This is a genomic window from uncultured Halovibrio sp. (assembly GCF_913056445.1).
Classification (GTDB): domain Bacteria; phylum Pseudomonadota; class Gammaproteobacteria; order Pseudomonadales; family Oleiphilaceae; genus Halospina; species Halospina utahensis_B.
Genome location: NZ_CAJXMA010000029.1, coordinates 1 through 23657, shown reverse-complemented (window position 1 = coordinate 23657; position 23657 = coordinate 1). Strand labels below are relative to the sequence as shown.

Below are 23657 nucleotides of genomic sequence, written 5' to 3'. Positions count from 1 at the left end.
CAGGGGAGAGACACCATGGAAACCTACATCAACCAACTGATCTTCGGCGTCGGCCCCTACCTGGCCGGCACCATCTTCCTGCTCGGCAGCTTCCTGCGCTATGAGCGCGGCCAGTACACCTGGCGGGCCATGTCCAGCCAGAGCCTGAACAATCCGCCCGCCTTCCGCTGGGCCAGCATTGCCTTCCACGTGGGCATCCTGCTGCTATTCTTCGGCCACCTGTTCGGCCTGCTCACGCCCACGGTGGTCTACACCTCACTGGGCATGACTCCCGGCGCCAAGCAGATCATGGCCATGGTCGCCGGTGGCCTCTTCGGCCTGCTGTGCTTCGCCGGCCTCAGCTACCTGGTGTACAGGCGGCTGTTCAACGCCCGTGTGCGTGCCAACAGCAGCCCCATGGACACCTTCATCATCTGTCTGATCTACCTGCAGCTGATCACCGGTCTGTGCACCCTGTTCGTCTCCATGGACCACCTGGACGGCGCCGTCATGCTCGAACTCGCCCACTGGGCCCAGGGCATCGTCACCTTCCAGGCAGGCGCATGGCATTACATCGTGGACGTGCACTGGATCTACAAGACCCACATCTTCCTCGGCCTGCTCATGTTCACCGCCTTCCCGTTCAGCCGGCTGGTGCACATCTGGAGCTGGCCAGTGGAATACGTGGCCCGGCGGTACCAGATCGTAAGGCCGCAATAGAGCCCGAAATCATGGGGCGGAATGGACCGGGGAGGCTCGGAGGGAAGCTCTGGAGCCATGGATGGCGGAAGAGCAGCGTACAGGGATGTATTTACAGCGTTTCCCGGAGAGCCTCCCCGGTCCATTCCGACCTGCAACAGAGACAGAGGTAGCAGCATGCAAGCCATCCCCATTCAGCAAGTCGCCGGCGGCGAAATCCTGATCAACGGTCGCACCATTACCGAAGAAGCGATCAACCAGGAGATTCAATACCACCCGGCCCCGTCACTGGAAGAAGCCCGTAAGGAAGCGGCCAAGGCCCTGTCCATCCGCACGATGCTGATCACAGAGGCCGAACGCCAGGGCATCACCGGCGAGGACCGCCAGACCGCGGAAACCCAGGAAGAAGCCCAGATCCGCCAGCTCCTCGACCAGGAGCTGGACAACCCGGAACCGGACGACGCCGCGTGCCGCCAGTACTACGAAAGCAACCGCGAACGCTTCCGCTCACCCAGCCGGTACCACGTCTCCCACATCTTCCGCCCGGCCCCGGCCGACGACGCCGACGCCCGCGTTGCCGCCCGCGAACGCTGCCGCCGTATCATCCGCGTCTGCCAGGCCGACCCCAGCCGCTTCACCCGGCTTGCGTTCAAGCACTCCAAATGCCCCTCCGCCGAAGCCGGCGGCGACATGGGCACCGTCGGCCCCGGCGACACCGCGCACGACTTCGAAAAGGCCCTCGAGCGCCTCCCCGAAGGCGAAATCGCCGCCTACCCACAGGAAACCCGTTACGGCTTCCACGTGGTCTGGCTGCACGAACGCCAGCGCGGCGAACAGCTGCCCTACGAAGCCGTGAAGGAAAAAATCGCCACCTATCTGAAGGAATCCGTCTGGCGCCGCTCCGTCAGCCAGTACCTCCAGATCCTGGCCGGCCGTTCCCGGATCGAGGGGATTGACCTGGCTGGCGCCGACAATCCATTGGTACAGTGAATTAGAGGCACACAATGACGGTAGAAACCTTCACACCGGAACCAAGAATCACGACTTTCGACGACCTGGCCCGAATGTCCGAAATGGACGGCCCCGGCACCAAACTCCTGGTCGTCCTCATCCACGTCCAGCGCCTCCAGGAAAAAACCGCCAGCGGCGAACACGCCGACATGGACGACCAGGGCACACTCATGCCCCTCATGGTCCGCGACTTCCCCTTGACACCCCAGACCCGCCTCAAGGACATTGTTGAAGAAGCGGACCAGGTCAGCACCAACTGGGAATTCCTGATGACCGCCGTCCTCCCCGGGCGCAACGGCGAGCCCGCAGCCGAGGACGAGACCGAACAACACCTCACGCGCATGGCCCAGACCCTCACCACCGGTGAAAACCTGGACCAGTTCGCCATCTTCACGCGCGACGGCGAACCGGTGCAGCTCCAGGCCATGAGCGAGCAGTAAGGAGAACACGATGTCCGAACCGCAAAAGGCACTGGTCGACCAGTTCGGGCGCACCATCACCTACGTGCGCATCTCCGTGACCGACCGCTGCGACTTCCGCTGTGTCTACTGCATGAGCGAGGACATGGAATTCCTGCCACGCCAGCAGGTGCTCAGCCTGGAGGAGATCGGGCGCATCGCCCGTATCTTCCGCGAGCTCGGTGTCGAGAAGATCCGCCTGACCGGCGGCGAACCGCTGGTGCGCAAGGGCATCGTGAAACTGGTCGAGGACATTGGCGGCCTGGGCCTGGACGATCTGGCCATGACCACCAACGGCAGCCAGCTCCCGCATATGGCCCACGACCTGAAAACCGCCGGCATGGACCGACTCAACATCAGTCTCGACTCGCTGGACGCGGAAAAATTCCGCAGCATTACCCGCACCGGTGACCTCAACAAAGTCATCCGGGGCATTGATACCGCCGTAGAAGCAGGCTTCAAGGGCATCAAGCTCAACAGCGTCATCATGAAGAACCGCAACGACCACGAAGTCCTCGACCTGGTCGAGTTCGCGCGGTCGCGCGGCATCGACATCAGCTTCATCGAGGAAATGCCCCTCGGCGAGATCTCCGACCATACCCGGGACGAAACCTTCTGCTCCAGCGACGAGGTCCGGGAGATCATCGAACAGCGTTACGACCTCATCCCCAGCACGGCGGACACTGGTGGGCCGTCGCGCTATTTCCGGATGCCGGACTCACAGAGCAAGATCGGCTTCATCTCCCCACACACCCATAACTTCTGTGGCGACTGCAACCGCGTACGACTGACCGTGGAAGGGCGCCTGCTGCTGTGCTTGGGCAATGAGCACTCGAAGGACCTGAAGGGACTGATGCGGCGCTACCCCGAGGACGACGAACCCATCCGTGAGGCCATCATCAGCGCCATGGATCTGAAACCGAAAGAGCATCACTTCACTACTGACGGTGACGTGCAGATCCTGCGGTTCATGAATATGACGGGTGGGTGACTGTGCGCCAGAGAGGTGGCGCACAAGGATCGCGACCAGGGGTCGCTCCTACACGGCTGCTGTCGATTCCTCGGTCGGAATATTCAGAAGCCGGATGAGATGGGGAGCGTCCTTTCCGGGAACAATGTCCGACAGGGTGTAACGGTCCAGAGTCGCAAGAAATGCGTCCAGCGCTTCACCCAGAACCCCTTTGAGAGAACACACCGGTGAGATCACGCAGGTATTGTCCGGCCCGAAACACTCCACGAGATTCAGGTCCGGCTCCATCTCCCGCACCAGCACACCAATATTGATCTCCGACGGGCTGAGACGGAGCCGGATGCCGCCTTTCTTGCCCCGGACGCTGTCCAGATAACCCTTGCGGGTCAGCTGATGGACCACCTTCATCAGGTGGTTCTTGGAGATCTGATACCGGTCGGCGATTTCCTGGATCGTCGCCAACCGGTCACCCTGAAGCGACAGGTAGATCAGAACCCGGAGGGAATAGTCTGTGTAGCCGGTTATTCGCATTGACCGCTCTCATTTGTCAGAGACAACGCGCGCGGCACCCCGAGTGTCCCTGCCGGGTCAAGCAGCGTGGTTTACTCGCTCTGCGCGGTCATGTAATCCACCGCGTTCTGTACTTCCTCATCGGAACAGCCACTGCAGCCGCCCTTGGCAGGCATGGCGTTGAAACCATTGATCGCATGGTCATAGAGGGTCTCATCCCCCTTGCTGATACGGTCCGCCCAGGCGCCGGAATCGCCAAGCTTGGGCGCGCCAGCAGCGCCGGAGTCATGACATGCGGAACAGGCGTCGGCATAGACCTCTTCGCCACCGCGCGGTCCAGTGGACTGCTGCTGGCGCTGCTGGCCTTCCTCACCTGCAATGTTCACATTGCCGGTGGGCTCGATGCGTTCCCTGATCTGGTCCTCAACGGCGGCCAGTGTGAGCGCGGAACCGCCCAGCGCCACAATGAGGCCGAGACTTGCGAAAATTCGGGTCAGCTTGTTCATTACCACACCTCAGTCGTCAGAAGCGGACGTATTGTACCCGCTCCCGGCCGATGATACGAGCCTGCTTTATTCGCCGCCTTCCTCGGCAGTGCCACTGGACTGCAGCTGGCAGTAGTTCTCGAGACCCATGCGATCGATCATGTCGAGCTGTGTCTCAAGGAAGTCCACATGCCCTTCCTCGTCCGCCAGAAGGCTCGCGAGCAGATCACGTGTACCATAATCCTGAACGGATTCGGCGTGCTGGATGCCGGCCCGATAGATGGCGATGCCGTCGTGCTCGGCCTTGAGGTCGCACTCAAGGATTTCCTTCACGTTCTCGCCGATCAGAAGCTTGTTCAGGTCCTGGAGATTCGGCAGGCCGCCCAGAAACAGGATGCGCTCGATCAGCTGATCGGCGTGCTTCATCTCGTCGATGGACTCGTCGTATTCGATCTTGCCCAGCTTATCGATGCCCCAGTCCTTGAGCATGCGCGCGTGGAGAAAATACTGGTTGATAGCGGTCAGCTCGGCCGCCAGCGCCTGGTTCAGATACTGGATGACCTGTTTGTCGCCCTTCATGGGAATCGCCTCCTGATCCGGTCAGTCTGTTTTCAATTACGCAAAACTAGCACACACGGATCAGTAACGGCCAGCCAGTCGCGGGGAGTAGGGGCTACTCACGCGGGGCGCGCGAGCGCATTGATCAGATCCAGATCCACGCTCTGGCGGTGCTCATTCAGAATCTCTCGGGCCATGGTTCCACAACGACCACACTGGGTGGCAACACCGAGCTCATTCCGGAGCTGACGCATGCTGGAGCAGCCATCCTCGACCGCGCGGCGGATTTCGTGATCAGTGATTTGATTACAGAGACACACGTACATGACAACTCCTGCGTGGCAGCTAACGAGCACCTTAATGCTAATTATTCTTATTTCCTCAAAAGAATGCAAGTGTTTCGCGCAAAAAATGTTCTCATTGGACAATGGCACATTTGGCAGCGCCCCTCAACTGCTGAAATGTCACCAGGGGATGGACGTGCGGGCCAACGGCCCTTATCATACGCCCCCTGTTTCGATGGCATTGCTCAAAAGGCAACAGCCGTCGAACGACACCGGTACCATCCATTCCGGTGTCAATCTCCGCCCGTAGCTCAGCTGGATAGAGCGCTGCCCTCCGGAGGCAGAGGTCATAGGTTCGAATCCTATCGGGCGGGCCATACAGACGAGGGGCCTGCGAGCAATCGCAGGCCCCTTTTTTATGCATCGTCGGCGCTGGACGACGACCGCCCCCCTATTGAGAATCCTGAAAGCACCCAATGCTGCGGGGGTGATCCTGGTCAGTACGTGGATGCCACACAGATGTGGTACTCCCTAAGCACCAGCCTGATCCGGAAGCCGACAGGCAAACCCTACCCCTTAAGGTCTACCTTCCTGATCCTGAAGGGAAATAATTGCCGTAACTTGATAAGCATCATTTCCCATATTTCTTTAAGAGGGGATACTCGGCTGAGAATTCATCATCAGTCGGCCGTTGGAGGCCCCACCCCATGACAGCGCGATCACCGATTACCACCGCCGTCCGCTCCCATCCTGGCAAAGCCCCCCTCGTGGTTGCTGTTGCCGCATTTTCCGGGGGAATCTGTGCAGACCCCATCACAGATGCCATCGCCAATGGCACATCATCACTGGACACGCGTTATCGCTATGAAAACGTGGGCGAGGATGGCTTCGCAGATGATGCGCGGGCATCCACGCTGCGTGTCAGGCTGGGCTATGAAACCGCTGAGGTCGCCAACCTCAAAGGTTATATGGACGTGGAACATGTCACATCGGTCGGCCCTGAAAATTACAACAGCACAATCAATGGTCGTGATAGCCGCCCGGTGGTTGCCGACCCAACCGAGACGGAGCTGAACCAGGCTTATCTAGCGTACAGCGGACTGGCGAACACCAGGCTGACCGTTGGTCGCCAGCGCCTGAAGCTGGATAACGACCGTTTCATTGGCAATGTGGGCTGGCGCCAGAACGAACAGACCTTTGACGGCTCAACACTGGTCAATACGTCACTGCCGGATACCACCATCACGGCAGGGTATCTGTATAACGCCAACCGCATTTTTTCGGATGCCAGCCCCAAGGGCGACCTCGCCATGGATACCGGCATTTTGAATGCGCGGTACGAAGGCCTGGATTACGGATCAGTGTCGGCCTACAGCTACCTGATCGCGCTTGATGACAACCCCGATGACTCCACACAGACGTTCGGGCTGCGGTACACCGGAGATGCACCCCTCAGTGACACCGTGAATGCCCTGTACACACTGGAATACGCTCACCAGAGCGACTATGACGATAACACCCGCAGCCTGGACCAGAGCTATTACAGCCTCGAAGCCGGGGTCGATGTGTCGGGCGTGCGATTCAAAATCGGTCAGGAAATGCTGGGCAGTGATGACGGTAACTCAGCCTTTGCAACGCCTCTGGCCACACTGCACGCGTTCAATGGCTTCACCGACCGTTTCCTCGCAACCCCGGATTCCGGGCTGGTGGACAGCTACACCAGTCTCTCCGGCACTCTGGGTGGCGTCCATCTGATGGCGATCTACCATCAGTTTGACAGCGATGAGAGCAGCGACGATTACGGTTCTGAAGCCGCATTGCAGGCGACGTACAGCATCAACGGGACCTATTCGGTAGGCGCCAAGTATGCCGCCTACGATGCTGACGGCTTCAGTCAGGACACTGACAAAGCCTTCAACCGCGATGCGGACAAGGGCTGGGTCTGGATACAGGCCTCTTTCTGAATTCAGCCTGAAACCCCAGAAGCCGGGCCTCTTTGTCAGCAGGGGCCCGGCTGGTTACGATTATTCGGACGCGGTCATCCATAATGCCTCCGCCAACGAATAACTCCCCATGATTCAGAATACAGACATCGCCATTGTTGGGGCTGGCGTTGCCGGCCTGGCAGCAGCGCTGCGCGCACGCGAAGCGGGTTTCACGCCCATCATCTACGAGAAAAGCCGTGGCCCGGGAGGGCGGCTTGCCAGCAAGCGCACCCGGGATGACGCCAGCGTCGACATCGGAGCGCAGTTCTTTACCATCCGCAATCCGAAGTTCAACGCGTTTCTTAGGGAATACGCCGGAGCGGACGCCCTTCAGCTCTGGGACGCCACTCTCTGGCATGAAAGTTCGGAAAACGGGGTGGACAGCTTCCACCAGGCGATGCGGTATGTTGGTACGCCCCGCATGACCGCCATCACCCGTGCGCTATCCAGACATCTTTCCATCAGCACGGGAGCCCGCATCACGGCAGTCTCGGCGGGTCCTGAGGGCTGGACCCTGACGACCGACCAGGGTTCGCATGGGCCATTCCCACGCGTGATCATTACGACTCCGCCCGAACAGGCCCGGGACCTGCTCCCTGAATCCCTGGTCGCTGCCATGACGCTGGAACAATTCCGGATGCTGCCCTGCTGGACTCTGGCACTGCGCTTCGAAGAAGCGCTGACACCTGGCTTTGATGGCATCCAGTTGGCTCATGAAAGTCTGGGCTGGGTCGCCCGGAACACCAGCAAACCCGCTCGCGGCAATGCGGAATGGTGGGTTATCCATGCCAACAGCACCTGGTCCGAGACCCACCGTGACACCGAGCCGGCGATAGTCGCCGAAAAACTGACCACAGCCTTCCGCCAGCGCTTCGGGGTTGGCCAGCCCACCAGCGATCACCTGGTGCACCGCTGGCTCTACGCACGCCCTGCCCCCGGGCCCAGGCCACTGTATCTCAGCTCAGCAGACAATGGTCTGGGCCTGTGCGGCGACTGGCTGGCGGGTGGCCGTGTGGAGGGTGCCTTCGAGAGTGCGGACGCACTGATCACGGCCTGGACGGATCAGCCGTAGACGCAGTCCCGCCCGGCCTGCTTGGCCCGGTAGAGCGCCCGGTCCGCACGTGCCATGAGATCATCAACGCCATCGTCGGCTGGAATCAGGGAGGAAACACCGAAGCTGGCACTGGCGCTGACCGTGGCATCACGGCAGGCAACGGATGAACTGGAAAGACACTGGCGCAGCCGGTTGGCCAGGATTCGGGCCTCGTCCTGGTCCGTATCCGGAAGCAGCAACACGAATTCCTCGCCACCGACGCGTGCCGCAACATCGCCCTCTCGCACACAGTTGCCGATCAGCTGCCCGATGTGGCGCAGTAGCCGATCACCGGCCTCATGGCCGTGCTCGTCATTGATGCGTTTGAACCAGTCCAGATCAAACTGCACCAGCGAAAGGGAGCGGTCGCTGCGACGGGCTCTTGCAAGCAGCTTCTCCGCGGCCTCGAAGAACGCTCGGCGGTTGTTGAGCCCCGTCAGTTCATCCTCGCGGGCCAAGGCATCCGCGCGTTCGCGTTCGGCCCTGAGCGCCTCTTCCATCTCCCGGCGCTCGGTGATGTCCGTGGCGATCTCCAGCCGCACAAGGCGCCCATCCGGCCATTGGATGGCCTGATCGCGGCACTGGTACCAGCGGCCGTTGGCCTGGTTCCGGAACTCCCACACCAGTGGTTCAGCAGCCTCCCGCTCGGCATTCACAAGCTGGGAGTTGGTGCAGAAGGGGCAGGGGCTGTCCCGATCCTGAAGCACCGCCCAGCACTTGCGACCAGCCGGTTCACCCCAGATGCGCCGGCCGTAGTCGTTCATGAACAGCAGCTCGTGCGTTTCCATGTCCGCCACGTAGACGAGCGCATCCATATTATCGAGGATGGTCAGCAGTGCCCGGGGATCTATCTGACTTAAGTCGGTAGCAGGCGCCTCCCTGAAAAACACCGCATCTCCTTCCTGCATCAAAGAGCTCCCATACCACAGAAGGGGTAATTATCGGCGGGGTTCCGGCCGTATGCCAACCAGTCAGGCATAAACTTTGAAAAATCCCGGTAAAAGTCCATTAACCCGACAGGCACACCCGGTGGATCAGCGGCTTTGTTCCAGCACTGCATTGTGGCACTGTTGGGTCATCCGCGGTCACAGTGACAGCGTACCCAACGGCGGTATTCCAAAAGACGTACAGAAACAGGGAGAACAGCAATGGCACAGGTCACACTTGGCGGCAATCCGGTTGAGGTCAGCGGTAACCTGCCCCAGCCCGGCGATACTGCCCCGGACTTCACCCTGACCAACCCGGACATGGAGGAGAAAACCCTTGGTGACTGGCAGGGTCAGCGCCGCATACTGAACATCATTCCCAGCGTGGATACCGGCGTCTGCGCCGCCTCAACCCGCACCTTCAATGAAAAGGCCAGCAGCCTGGACAACACCGCGGTGCTGGTGATTTCGGCGGACCTGCCGTTCGCGGCGGCGCGTTTCTGCGGCGCGGAGGGGCTGAACAACGTGATTACGCTGTCGTGTTTCCGCAACGACGGCTTCCGGCAGGACTACGGCGTCAATCTCACCTCCGGCCCCTTCCGTGGCCTGTGCGCCCGTGCCGTGGTGGTTCTGGACGGGAACGGCAAGGTACTGCACAGCCAGCTGGTATCAGAGATCGGTGAGGAGCCGGACTACGAGGCAGCCCTGAAGGCGCTGGGGTAAAGCCTCATGCCGGCTCGGCAGTACGCTCGAGCCGGTAGGCCGTTTCCACCAGCGAGGTAAGGCCCGCCTCCTGCAGGTGGCTGTAATAGCCGATCACTTCCTGGCGCTCAAGCTGTTCGACCCGGAACCAGTTCTGGGCGTCCAGCTCCGGGCGCCGCACCGGGAAGGGCGGGCCATCCATTTCGTGGTCCGGGTATTCAAAGGTGATCAGCATTCCCACGCCGCCTTCAACAACAAGCGAAGCCAGCTTCCTGAGGTAGTCCGGGCGCATGGCTTCCGGCATGGCGATCAGGGCAGCCCGGTCGTAGAACGCCTCAAAGCGCGCCTCCGGCTGGAATCCGAAAAAATCCCCCACCAGCAGATGGATGTTACCGGAATGATGGTCCGCAAGCCCGTCAACGCGCGCGTCAACCGCCGGCTGACACTGCCATTCCTCGAAGAACTCATCCACGGCACGCTGGTCCAGCTCAATGCCAGTCACCTGGTGGCCTTCGCTGGCGAGCCAGCGCATGTCCAGTGTCTTGCCGGACAGCGGCACCAGTACATCGAGACCCTCACGCCCGAGTGAATGCCAGTGGTTCTGGAGCATGGGGTGCATGTCACTACGGTGGAAACCGATCTTCCGCTCGGTCCAGATGTCATGCCAGAACTGCGGCTCCATTGGAGGCTCCTGCGACTTTATTTAGAATAAACTAATGCAAAGACAGGGCATCAAGCAAGTCTTCCGGTACCTGTGACACGGTCAGCATGGCCCGATGCCGGGGATGCACAAACCCCTCGGAAACGGTGCCATCCAGGAACCGGATCAGGTCATCGTAGTACCCGCGGGTGTTGAGAAGGCCAATGGGTTTGGCATGGAAGCGCAGCTGCCCCCAGGTCAGGATCTCGAACAGTTCCTCAAGGGTGCCGAGGCCACCCGGCATGGCGATGAAGGCATCGGCGCGCTCGGCCATGAGGCGCTTGCGCTCGTGCATGTCCGCGGTGATCAGAAGTTCCGTGAGCCCTGCATGGGCCACCTCCTTTTGCTGAAGGGACTCCGGGATCACCCCGGTCACGGCGCCGCCAGCCGCCAGCATCTCATCCGCGATCACCCCCATCATGCCGATCGAGGCGCCCCCATAGACCAGGCCGAACCCCCGCGCCGCCATGGCCTTTCCAAGCCGGCGCGCGGCGTCCGTGTAGTCATCTCCATGCCCGGAGCGGGAGCCACAGTAGACACAGATGGACGTCATCACCCTCTCCCTGATCACGTGAGGCCGGGCTCAGTCCACCCGGAACTGGCGCACCATGGACTCGATGGAATCCGCCGCACTGCCCAGGGACTGGGACTGCTCCTGGATGCTGTTGAGCTCCTCCCGGACCTGCCCCGCCAGTGTGGTCAGATGGTTCAGGCTGGCCGAGATCTCGTTGGAGGCCTGGGACTGCTCCTCCGCCGAGGTAGCCACATGCTGGGTCATGTCGGTAATGGTGCTGACCGACCCGGCGATGGCCTCCAGCGCCTCCCGGGCTGAATCCACACTCGTCTGCATGCTCTGGGTCTGTTCGCTGCTGCGCTGCATGGTCTCCACAGCATGGCGGGTCCCTTCCTGCAGCTGGTTGATCATCTCGCGGATCTCATCCGTGGACTGCTGGGTGCGACTGGCCAGGTTACGCACTTCGTCCGCCACCACCGCGAAGCCGCGCCCGTGCTCGCCGGCGCGGGCCGCCTCAATGGCCGCGTTCAGTGCCAGAAGGTTGGTCTGATCCGCCACGCCATGGATCACATCCAGCACCTGGCCGATGTTCTGGGCATGCTCATCCAGCTTGCCAATGGCGTCGCTCGACTGCTGGACCTCCTGCACCAGATTCGCCATCCGGTCCCGGGCCTCCTGGGCCGTATGCTCACCCTCGCTGGCGCGGTCATTGGCGGTGCTGGCCGCGTCCGCCGCCTCACTGATGCGCTTGGCCACATCATCCACGGTCTGGGTCATCTCCTCGATGGCGGAAGCGACCGTGTCCAGCTCGGATTTCTGCTGGTCAAAGGACTGCCCCGCCTCGGTCACCGAGTTGCGCACACTGCCGGCCACTTCCTTGTTGGTCCCGACCACCTCCCGGAGTTCACGCACCATGTCCTGGATCCGGGAGACAAAACTGTTGAACCCATTGGCAACGCGGGCAACCTCATCGCCACCGCTGTCATCCAGGCGCCGGGTGAGATCCCCCTCGCCCGTGGCGATGCTCTCCATGGCGGCAGCGGCCGCGCCCATGGGCTGGGTCACACTGCGCACAATCAGGAAACTCACACCAATCAGCACCAGAATCCCGATCACCGCCAGCGTTATCACCCCACTCATGGCGGCAGCGTACTGGGCCTCCTGCTCGTCCAGGTAGATGCCGGTGCCGATCACCCAGTCCCAGGGTTCAAACCGCTGAACATAGGAAATCTTACGCACCGGGTCGTCAAAGCCCGGCTTGGGCCAGTGATAGGGCACAAAACCCGAACCACCTTCATTGCGGATGGTTTTGTTCATTTCCGCAAACAGACGTACCCCGTTCGGATCCTCGTAGTCCTTCAGCGACTCGCCTTCCAGATCCTCACTGAAGGGGTGCATGACCATGACCGTATCCATGTTGTGGATCCAGAAATAGTCATCGTCGCCATAGCGCAGGTTGCGCACGGCTTCGGCGGCGCGGCGCTTGGCCTGCGACTCACTGAGTTCACCGTCCTGCTGGCGTTCGTAATAGTACTCCACCACCTTCATGGTGCTCTGCACCAGATTCTTGGTGCGCTCCTTGCTGCTGTTGTAGAGGCCTTCCTCGAAATCGTTGGCAACCATCAGCACAATCCCGAGCAGGAGCAGGAAGGCAACGCCCACCAGCCCCATCAGACGCTGACGGATGGTAAAACGGCGCATCAGAGCAAGCATGGTGTCATCTCCGAATTTTCGTAGTTGCGATTTGGCATGCAATATAGTTGCGGCTGCGACATCCGTCACGGACAGAATTGAAACACTTGTTCAACGAGCTGCTGTTAGCATGCCCATTTATGTAATCGGAAGGCTCCATGAAAGAACTGGCATCACTGCTCACACGACTCGACGGCAAAAGCTATAAGGCCTATAAGGATCTGCTCGGCGAACACCGTTTCGAGGGCTGGACCCTGATCGTGGACCACGTGCAGGCCGACCCGTTCGCCGCCCCTTCACGCGTACGGGCCAGGGTGGACGCGGCCACAGCGCAGCTCCCACAGACGGTGTTCACCAGCCAGGCGCGACGGTGCGCGGCACGGGATTACATCGCCCGTGCCTTCCGCCAGGCCACGCGCAATGAGAAAGAGCTGGGCATCGACGCCGGTAACCAGACGGTACTGGACCGGACGGCGACCCTGATCGATGACAACGGCGACGTGGAACTGCGCCTGAACCTGAGCCTGCCGGCGCGCGGGCGCAGCATCATGGGCCACCAGGCCCGCAAACTGATCTGCGAGAAGCTGCCCGAGGCGGTGCTGGCCGCGGCCACCGCCCGGCGTCTGGATCTGGAAGCACTGGAGCGGCACATGGCCGTGGTGGAGGACCAGCAGGCCCTGCGCCGCCAGCTTCCGGAGCACGGGATCGTGGCCTTCGTGGCCAATGGCTCGATCCTACCCCGGCGCTCAGGGGTCGATGACCGGCCGCTGACGGATGCCATCCCCTTCGAGACGCCCGGGTCACTGGCCGTCACGCTGGAAACGCCCAACCATGGCCCGGTCGCCGGCATGGGCATTCCCGAGGGGATCACCCTGATCGTCGGCGGCGGCTTCCACGGCAAGTCCACCCTGCTGTCCGCGCTGGGGCTCGGCGCCTACGACCATGTACCCGGGGACGGGCGCGAGCAGGTGGTCACCGATGGCGGCGCTGCCAAGATCCGGGCGGAGGACGGGCGCGCCGTGCACGGCCTGGATCTCTCCCCCTACATCAACCGTCTGCCCTACGGTAAGACCACGGAACGCTTCTCCACTGAACTGGCCTCCGGCTCCACCAGCCAGGCGGCAGCCCTGCAGGAATCCCTGGAGGCCGGTGCCCATACCCTGCTGGTGGACGAGGACACTTCCGCCACCAACTTCATGATCCGCGACCGCCGCATGCAGGCCCTGGTCGCCCGCGAGAGCGAACCCATCACCCCCTTCGTGGACCGCATCCGCCAGCTGCGCGATGAACTCTCGGTTTCCACCATCCTCGTGATGGGTGGCTCCGGGGACTACTTCGACTGCGCGGACACCGTGATCCAGCTCCAGGACTACCATGCCCATGACGTGACCGCTGATGCCCGGGCTGTGGCCGAACGCTTTACCACCGGGCGCGAGACCGAGGCCCTGGACCCGCTGGACCGGCCAGCACCGCGCCCTCTGATTGGCAAACAACTGAACCCGGAAACCAAGCCGGGCAAGACCAAGATCCAGGCCCGGGGACCGGACACCCTGATCTTCGGCCGTGACGACGTGGACCTGCGTTCCGTGGAGCAGGTGGCCGACCCCTCCCAGGTCCGGGCCATTGGCCAGCTCCTGGCGCGGGTGGCGGAATCCGGCGCTCGGCTGGACCAGCCGCCGGAGGAGCTGGCCCGGCGACTGGAGGCAGGGCTGACGGCGCTCAGCCGCCGCCCCGACGGCGACCTGGCACTACCCAGGCTGCATGAGGTGATGGCCGTTCTGAACCGCCTGCGCAGCTCGGCTTTCGGGGACTCCTGACCCGCCGCCCCTGTAACGGCGGACTCCGGCGCATTATCATGGCGCTCCCGCTGTTCACCGGAGTCCGTCTTGAAGCTGCCGCTGCCACGCTTTATACAGACCAACCCGTCGCTGGCACTGTTCGCGCTGCTGGCCACGGCCCTGTCCGGGTTCGGGCAGACCTTCTTCATTTCCATCTTCGGCAGCAGCCTGCGTGACACCTTTGAACTGAGCAACGCCACCTACGGCACCTACTACAGCCTGGCGACCCTGTGCTCGGCCATCGTGCTGGTGCGGCTCGGAACCATCGTGGACCGCTGGTCCCTGGCCAACACCATCACCCTGGCACTGGGCCTGCTGGGCGCCAGCGCCCTGATGCTGGGGACCGCCGCCCACTGGCTGCTGCTGATTCCCGGCTTCTTCCTGGGGCGGCTCGGCGGCCAGGGCATGATGACCCACATCGGCTTCACCGCCGCCAGCCGCTACTTCGATCGCGACCGGGGCAAGATCATGGCCCTGACCGTCTCCGGCCTGCCGCTGTCCGAGGCCCTGCTGCCGGCGACCGGGGGCCTGATCCTCGCCGCCTGGGGGTGGCGTTCGCCCTGGCTGCTGGCGGCTGCCTTCCTGTTCCTGCTGGCGCTGCCGCTGATGCGCTGGCTCGCCCGGGATGCCCGCCACCCGAGCGAGTTCCGTTCCCACGCCCACGACGACGATGACGGTGCCAGCGCCAGTGGCTTCACCCGGCGCCAGGCGCTGCGGGATCCCGGCCTCTACATGGCCCTTCCCGGCGTACTGGCCGTGCCCTTCACGGTGACCGCCATCCTCTTCCACCAGACCGCGATCGCGGAGATCCGGGGCTGGTCGCTGGAACACATCGCGCTGGCGTTCTCCGGCTACGCCCTCGGCCACTTCCTGATGCTGTTCGTGGCGGGGCCGCTGGTGGACCGCATCGGGGCGCGGCGGTCACTGGCGATGGGGCTCTACCCCATGGTCGCGGGGCTGGTGGTGATGGCCATGACCCATGCAGTCTGGACGCCCTTCCTGTACCTGGCGCTTACGGGCATGAGCCAGGGCTTCGCGGGCACGGCCGGCAACGCCCTCTGGCCGGAACGCTACGGCGTGGCCCACATCGGCAGCATCCGTTCCCTGGCCCAAGCGGCCATGGTGCTGTCCACCTCCGCCTCCCCGGCCCTCGCCGGACTGGCCCTGGATGCCGGCATGACACCGGCCGGACTGGGTCTAACCCTTGCCGGCGCGACCGTGGCCGCCTCCATGCTGCTCCTGCTGGTGCCGGACACACCACGCAGCAGCGCTTCCTGATCGTTGACGTCGCCCGATACGGTGCTCCTGGCTAGCGGCGGCGAATGACCCCAGCGGTGTAGCAGAACACGCCAGCGAACAGGGCGCCGTAGGCCAGCAGGGAGAGCAGCACCGACGGCGCCAGGCCGCCGGAGACCATGGCCAGCAGCGGCGCCAGAGCCGACAGCATCAGGAGGATTCCGATGGCCCGCAAGGTCTAGTCCCGCTCCGGGTCCTGAAGCCAGCAGGCGGAATAGTGCCCGGCCTCGGGCTCGAACACCGGCGCATCCTGCTGGTCGCAGAGACCGGCCATGGCCCGGGGGCAGCGCGGGTGGAAACGACACCCTTCGGGCGGGTGCAACAGGCTGGGCGGTTCGCCATCCGGCACGTCGCGTTCATCCAGCGCGTTGTCCGCGTCCACATCCGCAATCGCCGCCAGCAGAGCGCGGGTATAGGGATGCTGGGGATTGTCGAGGAGCCGTTCCACCGGCGCCTGCTCCACCACCCGGCCCGCGTACATCACGAAGATGCGGTCGGCGTAATGGCGCACGGTTGAGAGGTCGTGGGTGATGAAGGCCAGGGTCAGCCCCCGCTCCTGCTGGATGCGCCGCAGCAGGTTGAGGATCTCCACCCGCACCGAGGCGTCCAGCATGGAAACCGGCTCGTCCGCGATCAGCATGGCCGGCTCCAGCAGCAGCGCCCGGGCGATCACCACTCGCTGCTGCTGGCCGCCGCTGAGCATGTGCGGGAACTTGGGCAGGATCTCGTCCACCTGCGTCAGGCGCACTTCCTCCAGCGCCCGGCGGATACGGCGCTCGCGCTCGTCACGGTCCTTAACGCCGTGGATGATCAGCGGCTCGGAAAGCAGACGGCGCACGTCCATGAAGGGCGGCAGCGCGCCGAAGGGATCCTGCTGCACATAGCCGACCCGCGCCAGGTACTGGCGGCGATCCTCGCCTTTCAGCTCGCTGAGGTGCTGCCCCTCGAAGATCACGTCGCCATGGCTGGGGTTGTGCAGGCCGAGCAGGGTCCGGGCCAGTGAGCTCTTGCCGCAGCCGCTCTCGCCCACGAAAGCCACGGATTCGCCCTTCGCCAGCTCAAAGTCCACGCCGTCCACGGCGCGCACCGAGCCCACGCGCAGGAAGCCCCACTGGCGCAGCTCAAACCAGGTGTGCAGGTTGGTCGCCTGGAGCAATGGTTCCTCAGCCGTCATGGTCGGTGCCCTCCTCATGCAGCCAGCAGCGAACACGGCGGTCGCCGTCCAGTTCGAACGCGGGCGGATCCTCGCTGCAGCGCCCGAAACGCCGCGGGCAGCGGTCCGCGAAGCGACAGCCCGCCGGCGGGTCGATCAGGTCCGGCGGCTCACCCGGTATGTAGCCCGGCGGCTCGCTCTGGTGCAGGCGCGGCACGCTGTCCATCAGCAGCTTCGAATAGGGGTGGGCCGGATGATGGAAGAAATCACGGGCATCGCTCTGTTCCACGATCTGCCCGGCATACATCAGCGCCACCCGGTCCGCCAGCTCGCTGGAGGTAGCCACGTCATGGGTGATCAGGATGAAGCTGGTGCCCTGCTCGCGCTTGATGCGCTTGAGCACGTTCATGATGCTCGCCTGGGTCAGGACGTCCAGGGCCGAGGTGGGTTCGTCCAGGATGACCAGCTCGGGCTCGGTGACCAGCGCCATGGCCAGCACCACGCGCTGGCGCATGCCGCCGGAGAGTTCGAACGGGAAGCGGCTCACGAAATCCCGGGATACGCCGACCGTGGCGAAGGTCTCCACCACCCGCTCCATGGCGGCCTCTTTCGACCAGCCCCGGTGCACCCGCAGCGGCTCCGCCACCTGCTCGCCCACCCGGACCACCGGGTTGAGGGCGTTCATGGCCGCCTGCATGACCATCGAGATGCGGTTCCACTGCACACCGGAACGGAAGCGCTCGTCGTCCATGCCCATGAGTTCGTCACCACCGAGCATCACCTGGCCGCTGTAGCGGGCCACGTTGCGGGGCAGCAGCCGCATCAGTGCCTTGGCCAGGGAGCTCTTGCCGGAGCCGGACTCGCCCAGCACCACCAGCGCCTCGTTGCGCCCCACGTCCAGGTCAACGCCGTCCACCGCCCGGGCCGTCCCCCGGCGGGTGCGGTAATGGAGCTGCAGGTTGCGGACCTGCAGCAGCGGCTCGCGAGCGTCCGTCATTGCGTTCTCAGCCTCGGATTGAAGATACGGTCCAGGGCGAAACCGAACATGGCGAAGCCCAGCCCCGTCAGCATCAGCAGCACGGCGGGCGCTATCACCCAGTAGTAGAAGCCATTGTAGAGCGCGCTCTGCTCCTGGGCGTCATTGAGTACCTTGCCCCAGGTGGGCAGCTCCGGGTCGCCCAGACCCAGAACCGCCAGCGACGCCTCCAGGAACACGAAGGTCGGGATCAGGGTCACGAAGGTCGGGATCAGCACCGGCAGTATGCGCGGGATCATGTAGCGCAGGATGATGCGCGCGTTGCCCGCGCCATAGGCCCGCGCCGCCTCGATGTAGGGCGCCTCGCGGATGGGCAGCAGCATGGCCCGGTAGGTCTTGATGCCGGCGCTGAAGATGCCCAGGGCAATCACCACGCCCAGCATCAGCCAGATGCTGGTGGAATAGAGCGTACCCACCATCACCAGTATCGGGAGCATGGGCAGGATCATGTTCACCTCGGTCAGGCGCTGGATAAGCGCATCCACCCAGCCCCGGTACCAGACGCCGGTGGCGGCGATCACCAGGGTCGTCAGCGTGGTGCCAACCGCCGCCAGAAGGCCGAAGGCCAGCGCCACGGGGGTACCCCACATCAGTGCCAGCATCAGGTTGCGGCGCTGGTAGTCGGTGCCGGCCAGCCCGTGGACCTGGCCATAGACCGCCAGATCCGCCTCCAGTTCGGCACCCGGATCAAACAGCATGGCGTCCACCGTGAGCCGGTATTCGCCCTGTTCAGCCTTCGGATCCGCCGGACCACTGTCGCCGGCGAACAGCCCCACGTGCGGCACCATGCCCAGCCGCCCCTCCAGCGCCCGGTTCTGGGAGATGGAGATGCGGTCCTCTTCCGAGACCCGACGCCCGCCCAGAGGGATGGTCTCCCCGGAGGGCGTGTGCCAGGTCAGGCGCACAAAGGCCTCCTGCTGGGTGCCCTTCTGGTTCAGGAAGAGGTTGAGTTCGCTGGGGAAGCCCTCGTTGTCGTACTCAAAGGTCAGCGGAATCCGCACCTGCTTGCCACCCTCGAAGGGGGCTTCCCGTATGTCCGCGTTGTCGCTTTCCACGACCCGGGTCTGCGGCAGGTTGCCGCCCAGCAGCCGATCCGCCCAGACCGGCCCGGCGTTGACCGGGTTCATCTGCCAGTGGTCCCCGCCCCGCCAGCGATCCAGTGCCTCGGAGTATGGAATGGTGATGACGGTGTAGAGCGAAAGCGCCACCAGGAAGAGGATGATCCCCAGACCGCCAACCGCGGAGGGATACCCCTTGAGCTCACGCAGCCCCTGCATCCAGCGGCTCATTGCTCACCTCCCTCAATCCGGACACGGGGGTCAAGAATGGCGTAGAGGAAATCCAGCATGAACACGGTAACCGCCAGCAGGTAGGCGAAGATCACCACCCCACCGATGATCACCGGCGTGTCCCGGTGCCCGATGGCCTGGAACAGCAGTGTGCCCAGTCCGGGCCAGTTGAACACCTGCTCCAGGATGATGGCGCCACTCCAGAGGCCGATCAGCATCAGCAGGAAGTTGGTGATGATGGGCGCCAGGGTCGGCCGCAGGATGTAGCGGCTCTGGATCAGGTTCGAGGGCAGGCCCTTGGCCCGCGCCATCTCCACGTAATCCTCGCTGGAGTGGATCAGGAAGAAGGTCCGCCACGAGTAGATGGAGATGAAGATGGACGACAGGAACATGGCGATGACCGGCAGCACCAGGTGCTCCAGCACGCTCCCGGCGTAGACCCAGGGATCCGCGGGCGGCGGTATGGCAACCATGCCGCCGGCGGGCAGCACCGGCACCACGAAGGCGAACAGCAGGATCAGGAAGATGCCGTAGAACCAGGCCGGCGCGGCCGAGCTGGGGGCCAGGCCGATGACGGCGCGGTCCAGCCGACTGCCGTAGCGTCGCGACAGGTAGAGCGCCGCATAGACGGAAACGAAGAACACCAGCAGGTTGGCCGTACCGAACAGCAGCAACGTGGCCGGCAGCCGCTCCACGATGATGTCGTAGACCGCGCGCGAGCCGGAATCACTGTGCATCTCCTCCGCGCGCCCCAGATCCAGCTGGATCGCCTGGGCCAGGTAGTCGAAGCTGCGCCAGATGAAGGGTTCGTCCAGGTTGCGCTGCTCGATCTGCAGCTGCACCTGTTCCTGGATCAGTTCGTTACGCTCCTCGGAATCCATCTCCATGAAGGCCGGATCCGCGCGAACCGATTCAGACACCGTTGCTCGGATCTGAATCTTGCGGAGCTCATCCACCTTGCCGCCCATGTTGGCGATGATGATGGTCAGGTAGACGCCGATCAGAACGGTCACGAACAGTGCCAGCACCCGGCGCAGGGTGAACCAGCCAAGACGTCGGAAATCCCGCAGGCGACTATTCATCATCCACCTCCATCAGCCGGGTGCCCACCGGAACCGTGGCAAAGGCGTGGGAGGCGAAGGCCGGCAAAGCCACCCGGGAGGACGTCACTGCCACCTCCAGGCTGTTGGCACCGTCGCCCAGGGCCGACAGGGTGTCGGCATCCAGTGATACCTGCCAGCGCCCCGCGCCAGCGGGTTCCGCCTGGCCGCGGGTCTGGAGATTGCCGTCGGCGTCGAAAAGCAGGTATTCAAGGTTCCTGATGGCCTTCTTCGGGTAGGGATCCCCGCCAAAGGTCACATCCACGTTGAAGGTGGCAGACTTCCCCTGGGTCACCATCATGGGCCCGTCCAGGGTCACCTCCGGAATCTCGGGTTCGCTGAAATCCAGCCACTTGTCCGCCGGGTCCGCAAAATCTTCGTAGCGGCGCAGCACCACTGTCTTTTCAACAGGGTGCACGGAATGCAGGTAGAAGGGCCCATTGCCCACCCAGAAATGGCCACGCTCGCGGTACCAGTCCTGGATGGCGCTGTAGCGCCGTTGCGCCGGGTTCCCGCCTTCCGTCATGCCCTTGAGGACCGAGGCGTAGGGCAGGTAGCCCTGCTCAAGTGCCCGGCCCAGGTGCCGCTCCAGAGTCGCCAGGCTGGGCCCGGACACCAGGCTGAGCCAGGGCACCCGATTGGCGTCCGCCTTGTGCGAGGAAAAGGCCAGATCCCCGGCCTTTTCCGCCCGCATGCCCAGCGCCAGCATGTGCCAAGGCAACGGCGACAGCGACTGCTGGGCCACGATGGTCTCGGCGTCCGGGAAGACCTGGTCGCTGTAGACCTCGATCACCAGCGGTTCGCGCTGGAGAATGCGCCAGCCCTTGAAGTACCGCTGGAACACCTTGAAACGCGGTACGTGCGCAGGGTCGAAGAAGGGACTGTTCTCATCCGCACGGGCAAAGCTCAGGATCCAGGGCAGCACCAGATCCGCCAGGGACATCTCGGTGCCGTCATGCCACTGACCATCCAGATAGCCTTCCTCATAGCGGATGCGGGTGCGCGAGCGCGCCGTCGTGCCCTCGGGATGAGCGTCCCCGACCGTCCGGAAACGGCGCTCTTCCGCGTTCCAGCCGATCCATGCGTCCGCCGGCACCTCAATGGTTTCCTTGCGCTCCAGCTCCACCCAGTCCTGGCTGCGCTGGGCCACCGTATCCTCGGTGACCGTCACCTCCGCGCCCTGGATGCTCTGGGGCTGGTAGAGCCCTGTGTAGGGGTTCGGAAGCAGAGGCGGATCATTGAGTGCCCGCGTGATCATGGTATCGAACAGCCAGTTGCTGCCGGCCACCGGGTTCCAGGGCTCGGTCAGGATGCTGGGAGCCGCAAACGTCATGCTACCGCCCAGCCGATCCTCGTAGCGCAGGGTGTAGGGCCACATCCGCGAGCCGGCGATCCCCCCGGCCAGGTCCGCGGCCAGGGCCACGTTGGCAGCACGCGGAATGATACTGAGCTGGTCCACCAGCCAGATGCGGTAGGACTCCTCCATGGCCAGCTCCATGCCCTCGGCCATCAGCTCGCGCCGTTCCTCCATGCTGGTGTAATCCCGGCGCTCCAGCCGGCGGGCGATGTTATCCAGGGTCTCGTCCGGGTCATAGGCCTGCCACAGCGGGTCCGGGCGGCCACGGTTGGTGTAGTAGAAGCTCAGGTTGCTGGAGACGTCCCGGTTGATGGCGGTTGAGACCCAGCTGCCGGTATAGATGTGCCACTGTCCTGCCGCCGGGTCGGTGGCGATCCAGATGCGCGAGGCCTCCTGGGCTGTGCGGTATTGGCGCCGCACGTTGAACCCGAGATCGCTCATGAGGTTGCTCACGTAGTCGCCCACCTGCTTGCGGGCGTCCTCGGTGCGGATCAGGATCTGCAGCGTTACCGGTTTGCCGTTGTGGTACCACTGCCCGTCCCGGCGGATCGCGCCCATCTCTTTCATGGCATCCGTGATGATCCGGCGTGCCTTTTCCGGGTCATGGCCGTACTGGAGCTCCAGAGACCGGGCAGTCTCCGCCAATCGCGCATAATCCGGGAAGGCGGTGTTCATCGGCAGGTAGCGGGGAACGGCCATGCCGCCGTAGATCTCCTCGGCCACATGCCGGCGGTCCACCAGCCAGTTCATGGCTTCGCGGATACGGCGGTTGCTGAAGGGATTGAGGCCCTCCTCGAATTCCGCCGGGTTGAGGGTCAGCTCGGTGTTGGAACCGTAGGCGGTTTCGTAGTCACCCTTACGGGAGTCGCGCAGGCGCTGATAGGCAGTAATGTTGGTGATGCCCTGGGCAAACACCTGCTGCCGGCCGCGTTCAATCAGCCCGGCGATCCGACCCACGTCCGATTCCTGGGTGAACACCACCTCGTCCACCAGCGCGCCTCGGCGGCCGGTTTCCTCAATGGCCTCCCGGAGATCCCCGTCTTCCGGACCAGCACTGGTGGACTCGGGCTGCTCTGCCGGGCGTGGCAACAGCATCAGCAGGGCCAGCACCACAAGCCCCGCCAGCACCCAGGCAATGGGTTTTCTCAAGATGACCGGCGCTCCCTTCCTGTTGTTCTTTGACGGGACAGGTTATACGAAGCCAAGCCGGCGGGAAAACCGGATTCAGACTGAAATGACGGTAATGCCAACCCGTTGGCGGGGTAACGGCGGGCTATTCAGAACAGAAGGGCCAGAACTGCCAGAAATGGCGACAGCGGAACTCGGACTCACACTGCTTCAACTGGGCGTCATAACGCCAGGCCCGTTGCTCCACCTGCCGGGCGATTCTCTGGATACCCGGCTTGGACCGGTAGCTGCCCCGCTCATAGCCGGTCGGCCCCTGGTGGTAGGCCAGATAGAGATGCTCCGGATTGGACAGGGCAATGCCCTGACGCTCGTGGCTGCGCCGGTTGTACCAGCCAATGAAGTCCGTGGCGTGCTTCATGTGGGTACGCCGCGCGAACAGCCCACCCGCGTCCTCCTCGTACTCCCCCCAGACCGGATCCTGGGCCTGGGCGTACCCGTACGCCGAGGACGAGCGGAACCAGGGAATGATGCCCAGAAGCCAGGGGCGCGGCGGCCGGACATGGCTGCGGAAGGACGACTCCCTGTAAACAAACGCCATCTGCGTGGCGATGGGCGTACCCCAGCGCTCTTCGGATGCCCTGGCATAGTCATACCATTCGGGCTGCTCCCGGAAGATCTCGCAGATGTTGCCCTGGTCCGACGGCGGGTCCGGCGCCAGCAGCGAACACCCCGCCAGCACGCCGGTCGCGATGATCAGCAGCACATACCGGACCATTGAGGTCATATGCGGCAACTCACTCAATCCACGCTAACGACCGCAGTATAGCAAGGGCGGAACGCGAGGAAATGGACTGATCCTGAACGGCCGGACATAAAATTTGGACAAGTGTCCGA

The 23657-nt window shown here is 63.4% G+C and carries 24 protein-coding genes and 1 tRNA gene; 10 read left to right on the top strand and 15 right to left on the bottom strand.

Annotated features, from left to right (window positions below):
- Positions 1-15 precede the first annotated feature (15 nt).
- The 4 genes from narI to moaA all read left to right on the top strand — a co-directional run bounded on the left by narI (position 16) and on the right by moaA (position 3138).
- The gene (gene narI, locus QZ501_RS07740; RefSeq protein WP_160898327.1) at positions 16-699 is read left to right on the top strand and encodes a respiratory nitrate reductase subunit gamma; all 684 of its coding nucleotides are present in this window, start codon (positions 16-18) and stop codon (positions 697-699) included.
- Between the two features lie 156 nt (positions 700-855).
- Positions 856-1668 (top strand): peptidylprolyl isomerase, encoded by an 813-nt coding sequence (locus QZ501_RS07735; RefSeq protein WP_160898326.1) that lies wholly within the window; start codon positions 856-858, stop codon positions 1666-1668.
- A gap of 14 nt (positions 1669-1682) precedes the next feature.
- Positions 1683-2129 carry a hypothetical protein gene (locus QZ501_RS07730; protein WP_295718557.1) on the top strand — a complete coding sequence of 149 codons (447 nt, stop codon included), beginning with the start codon at positions 1683-1685 and terminating at the stop codon, positions 2127-2129.
- Between the two features lie 10 nt (positions 2130-2139).
- Entirely contained in the window at positions 2140-3138 is a 999-nt protein-coding gene (moaA, locus tag QZ501_RS07725; RefSeq protein WP_160898324.1) for a GTP 3',8-cyclase MoaA, read from the top strand.
- A 48-nt stretch (positions 3139-3186) separates the two neighbouring features.
- Here moaA and QZ501_RS07720 read toward each other — a convergent pair whose 3' ends face one another.
- From QZ501_RS07720 to QZ501_RS07705, 4 genes are all read right to left on the bottom strand, one after another.
- Positions 3187-3648: an Rrf2 family transcriptional regulator gene (locus tag QZ501_RS07720; protein WP_160898323.1), complete on the bottom strand. Its 462-nt coding sequence runs from the start codon at positions 3646-3648 to the stop codon at positions 3187-3189.
- A 71-nt stretch (positions 3649-3719) separates the two neighbouring features.
- Complete coding sequence (locus tag QZ501_RS07715; RefSeq protein ID WP_160898322.1) at positions 3720-4133, bottom strand: cytochrome c5 family protein; 414 nt, start codon at positions 4131-4133, stop codon at positions 3720-3722.
- A gap of 66 nt (positions 4134-4199) precedes the next feature.
- Positions 4200-4691 carry a bacterioferritin gene (bfr, locus tag QZ501_RS07710; protein ID WP_160898321.1) on the bottom strand — a complete coding sequence of 164 codons (492 nt, stop codon included), beginning with the start codon at positions 4689-4691 and terminating at the stop codon, positions 4200-4202.
- 98 nt (positions 4692-4789) lie between these two features.
- Positions 4790-4996, bottom strand: a complete 207-nt coding sequence (locus QZ501_RS07705) for a bacterioferritin-associated ferredoxin (RefSeq protein WP_160898320.1) — start codon at positions 4994-4996, stop codon at positions 4790-4792.
- Between the two features lie 258 nt (positions 4997-5254).
- Here QZ501_RS07705 and QZ501_RS07700 point away from each other — a divergent pair.
- The 3 genes from QZ501_RS07700 (at position 5255) to QZ501_RS07690 (ending at position 8011) form a co-directional block, all read left to right on the top strand.
- Positions 5255-5331 (top strand) — tRNA-Arg (locus QZ501_RS07700).
- Positions 5332-5661: 330 nt separating this feature from the next.
- The gene (locus QZ501_RS07695) at positions 5662-6918 is read left to right on the top strand and encodes an alginate export family protein (protein WP_295718550.1); all 1257 of its coding nucleotides are present in this window, start codon (positions 5662-5664) and stop codon (positions 6916-6918) included.
- A gap of 109 nt (positions 6919-7027) precedes the next feature.
- The gene (locus QZ501_RS07690) at positions 7028-8011 is read left to right on the top strand and encodes an FAD-dependent oxidoreductase (protein WP_295718549.1); all 984 of its coding nucleotides are present in this window, start codon (positions 7028-7030) and stop codon (positions 8009-8011) included.
- Here QZ501_RS07690 and QZ501_RS07685 read toward each other — a convergent pair.
- Positions 8002-8940, bottom strand: a complete 939-nt coding sequence (locus QZ501_RS07685; RefSeq protein ID WP_295718547.1) for a diguanylate cyclase — start codon at positions 8938-8940, stop codon at positions 8002-8004. The genes QZ501_RS07690 and QZ501_RS07685 overlap by 10 nt on opposite strands.
- Before the next feature lie 240 nt (positions 8941-9180).
- Here QZ501_RS07685 and tpx point away from each other — a divergent pair, with 240 nt between their 5' ends.
- The gene (tpx, locus tag QZ501_RS07680; RefSeq protein ID WP_160898317.1) at positions 9181-9681 is read left to right on the top strand and encodes a thiol peroxidase; all 501 of its coding nucleotides are present in this window, start codon (positions 9181-9183) and stop codon (positions 9679-9681) included.
- Positions 9682-9685: 4 nt separating this feature from the next.
- Here tpx and QZ501_RS07675 read toward each other — a convergent pair whose 3' ends face one another.
- Genes QZ501_RS07675 through QZ501_RS07665 form a run of 3 tightly spaced genes read right to left on the bottom strand, consistent with a single transcriptional unit; the run spans position 9686 to position 12587 of the window.
- On the bottom strand, positions 9686-10342 hold the full coding sequence (locus tag QZ501_RS07675) for a thiopurine S-methyltransferase (RefSeq protein ID WP_295718544.1): 657 nt from the start codon (positions 10340-10342) through the stop codon (positions 9686-9688).
- Positions 10343-10373: 31 nt separating this feature from the next.
- Complete coding sequence (locus tag QZ501_RS07670) at positions 10374-10913, bottom strand: TIGR00730 family Rossman fold protein (RefSeq protein ID WP_295718541.1); 540 nt, start codon at positions 10911-10913, stop codon at positions 10374-10376.
- A 30-nt stretch (positions 10914-10943) separates the two neighbouring features.
- The gene (locus QZ501_RS07665; RefSeq protein ID WP_295718538.1) at positions 10944-12587 is read right to left on the bottom strand and encodes a methyl-accepting chemotaxis protein; all 1644 of its coding nucleotides are present in this window, start codon (positions 12585-12587) and stop codon (positions 10944-10946) included.
- A gap of 137 nt (positions 12588-12724) precedes the next feature.
- Between QZ501_RS07665 and QZ501_RS07660 the strand changes: the two genes are divergently transcribed.
- The gene (locus QZ501_RS07660; protein ID WP_295718535.1) at positions 12725-14383 is read left to right on the top strand and encodes an ABC-ATPase domain-containing protein; all 1659 of its coding nucleotides are present in this window, start codon (positions 12725-12727) and stop codon (positions 14381-14383) included.
- A gap of 69 nt (positions 14384-14452) precedes the next feature.
- Entirely contained in the window at positions 14453-15682 is a 1230-nt protein-coding gene (locus QZ501_RS07655) for an MFS transporter (protein ID WP_295718533.1), read from the top strand.
- A gap of 31 nt (positions 15683-15713) precedes the next feature.
- Here the strand turns inward: QZ501_RS07655 and QZ501_RS07650 are convergent, their stop codons facing one another.
- From QZ501_RS07650 to QZ501_RS07620, 7 genes are all read right to left on the bottom strand, one after another.
- The gene (locus QZ501_RS07650; RefSeq protein WP_202405569.1) at positions 15714-15851 is read right to left on the bottom strand and encodes a hypothetical protein; all 138 of its coding nucleotides are present in this window, start codon (positions 15849-15851) and stop codon (positions 15714-15716) included.
- Positions 15852-15878: 27 nt separating this feature from the next.
- Positions 15879-16874: an ABC transporter ATP-binding protein gene (locus QZ501_RS07645; protein ID WP_295718530.1), complete on the bottom strand. Its 996-nt coding sequence runs from the start codon at positions 16872-16874 to the stop codon at positions 15879-15881.
- A complete protein-coding gene (locus tag QZ501_RS07640) occupies positions 16864-17850 on the bottom strand; it encodes an ABC transporter ATP-binding protein (protein ID WP_295718527.1) in 987 nt (328 codons plus the stop codon). The genes QZ501_RS07645 and QZ501_RS07640 overlap by 11 nt, the downstream gene beginning before the upstream one ends.
- The gene (locus tag QZ501_RS07635) at positions 17847-19178 is read right to left on the bottom strand and encodes an ABC transporter permease (RefSeq protein ID WP_295718522.1); all 1332 of its coding nucleotides are present in this window, start codon (positions 19176-19178) and stop codon (positions 17847-17849) included. Before QZ501_RS07635 ends, QZ501_RS07640 begins: the two co-directional genes overlap by 4 nt.
- Entirely contained in the window at positions 19175-20263 is a 1089-nt protein-coding gene (locus QZ501_RS07630; protein WP_295718520.1) for an ABC transporter permease, read from the bottom strand. The genes QZ501_RS07635 and QZ501_RS07630 overlap by 4 nt, the downstream gene beginning before the upstream one ends.
- Complete coding sequence (locus tag QZ501_RS07625; RefSeq protein ID WP_295718517.1) at positions 20253-22784, bottom strand: ABC transporter substrate-binding protein; 2532 nt, start codon at positions 22782-22784, stop codon at positions 20253-20255. The genes QZ501_RS07630 and QZ501_RS07625 overlap by 11 nt, the downstream gene beginning before the upstream one ends.
- A 124-nt stretch (positions 22785-22908) precedes the next feature.
- Entirely contained in the window at positions 22909-23547 is a 639-nt protein-coding gene (locus QZ501_RS07620; RefSeq protein ID WP_202405566.1) for a lysozyme-like domain containing protein, read from the bottom strand.
- Positions 23548-23657: the final 110 nt, after the last annotated feature.

What these genes read in the sequence shown, in the direction of transcription:
- QZ501_RS07685 (WP_295718547.1), bottom strand. Translation starts at nt 8,940, where the DNA reads ATGCAGGAAGGAGATGCGGTGTTTTTCAGGGAGGCGCCTGCTACCGAC.
- bfr (WP_160898321.1), bottom strand. Translation starts at nt 4,691, where the DNA reads ATGAAGGGCGACAAACAGGTCATCCAGTATCTGAACCAGGCGCTGGCG.
- moaA (WP_160898324.1), top strand. Translation starts at nt 2,140, where the DNA reads ATGTCCGAACCGCAAAAGGCACTGGTCGACCAGTTCGGGCGCACCATC.
- QZ501_RS07620 (WP_202405566.1), bottom strand. Translation starts at nt 23,547, where the DNA reads ATGACCTCAATGGTCCGGTATGTGCTGCTGATCATCGCGACCGGCGTG.
- QZ501_RS07635 (WP_295718522.1), bottom strand. Translation starts at nt 19,178, where the DNA reads ATGAGCCGCTGGATGCAGGGGCTGCGTGAGCTCAAGGGGTATCCCTCC.
- QZ501_RS07730 (WP_295718557.1), top strand. Translation starts at nt 1,683, where the DNA reads ATGACGGTAGAAACCTTCACACCGGAACCAAGAATCACGACTTTCGAC.
- narI (WP_160898327.1), top strand. Translation starts at nt 16, where the DNA reads ATGGAAACCTACATCAACCAACTGATCTTCGGCGTCGGCCCCTACCTG.
- tpx (WP_160898317.1), top strand. Translation starts at nt 9,181, where the DNA reads ATGGCACAGGTCACACTTGGCGGCAATCCGGTTGAGGTCAGCGGTAAC.
- QZ501_RS07690 (WP_295718549.1), top strand. Translation starts at nt 7,028, where the DNA reads ATGATTCAGAATACAGACATCGCCATTGTTGGGGCTGGCGTTGCCGGC.
- QZ501_RS07665 (WP_295718538.1), bottom strand. Translation starts at nt 12,587, where the DNA reads ATGCTTGCTCTGATGCGCCGTTTTACCATCCGTCAGCGTCTGATGGGG.
- QZ501_RS07675 (WP_295718544.1), bottom strand. Translation starts at nt 10,342, where the DNA reads ATGGAGCCGCAGTTCTGGCATGACATCTGGACCGAGCGGAAGATCGGT.
- QZ501_RS07720 (WP_160898323.1), bottom strand. Translation starts at nt 3,648, where the DNA reads ATGCGAATAACCGGCTACACAGACTATTCCCTCCGGGTTCTGATCTAC.
- QZ501_RS07645 (WP_295718530.1), bottom strand. Translation starts at nt 16,874, where the DNA reads ATGACGGCTGAGGAACCATTGCTCCAGGCGACCAACCTGCACACCTGG.
- QZ501_RS07695 (WP_295718550.1), top strand. Translation starts at nt 5,662, where the DNA reads ATGACAGCGCGATCACCGATTACCACCGCCGTCCGCTCCCATCCTGGC.
- QZ501_RS07630 (WP_295718520.1), bottom strand. Translation starts at nt 20,263, where the DNA reads ATGATGAATAGTCGCCTGCGGGATTTCCGACGTCTTGGCTGGTTCACC.
- QZ501_RS07705 (WP_160898320.1), bottom strand. Translation starts at nt 4,996, where the DNA reads ATGTACGTGTGTCTCTGTAATCAAATCACTGATCACGAAATCCGCCGC.
- QZ501_RS07660 (WP_295718535.1), top strand. Translation starts at nt 12,725, where the DNA reads ATGAAAGAACTGGCATCACTGCTCACACGACTCGACGGCAAAAGCTAT.
- QZ501_RS07735 (WP_160898326.1), top strand. Translation starts at nt 856, where the DNA reads ATGCAAGCCATCCCCATTCAGCAAGTCGCCGGCGGCGAAATCCTGATC.
- QZ501_RS07640 (WP_295718527.1), bottom strand. Translation starts at nt 17,850, where the DNA reads ATGACGGACGCTCGCGAGCCGCTGCTGCAGGTCCGCAACCTGCAGCTC.
- QZ501_RS07670 (WP_295718541.1), bottom strand. Translation starts at nt 10,913, where the DNA reads ATGACGTCCATCTGTGTCTACTGTGGCTCCCGCTCCGGGCATGGAGAT.
- QZ501_RS07650 (WP_202405569.1), bottom strand. Translation starts at nt 15,851, where the DNA reads ATGCTGTCGGCTCTGGCGCCGCTGCTGGCCATGGTCTCCGGCGGCCTG.
- QZ501_RS07715 (WP_160898322.1), bottom strand. Translation starts at nt 4,133, where the DNA reads ATGAACAAGCTGACCCGAATTTTCGCAAGTCTCGGCCTCATTGTGGCG.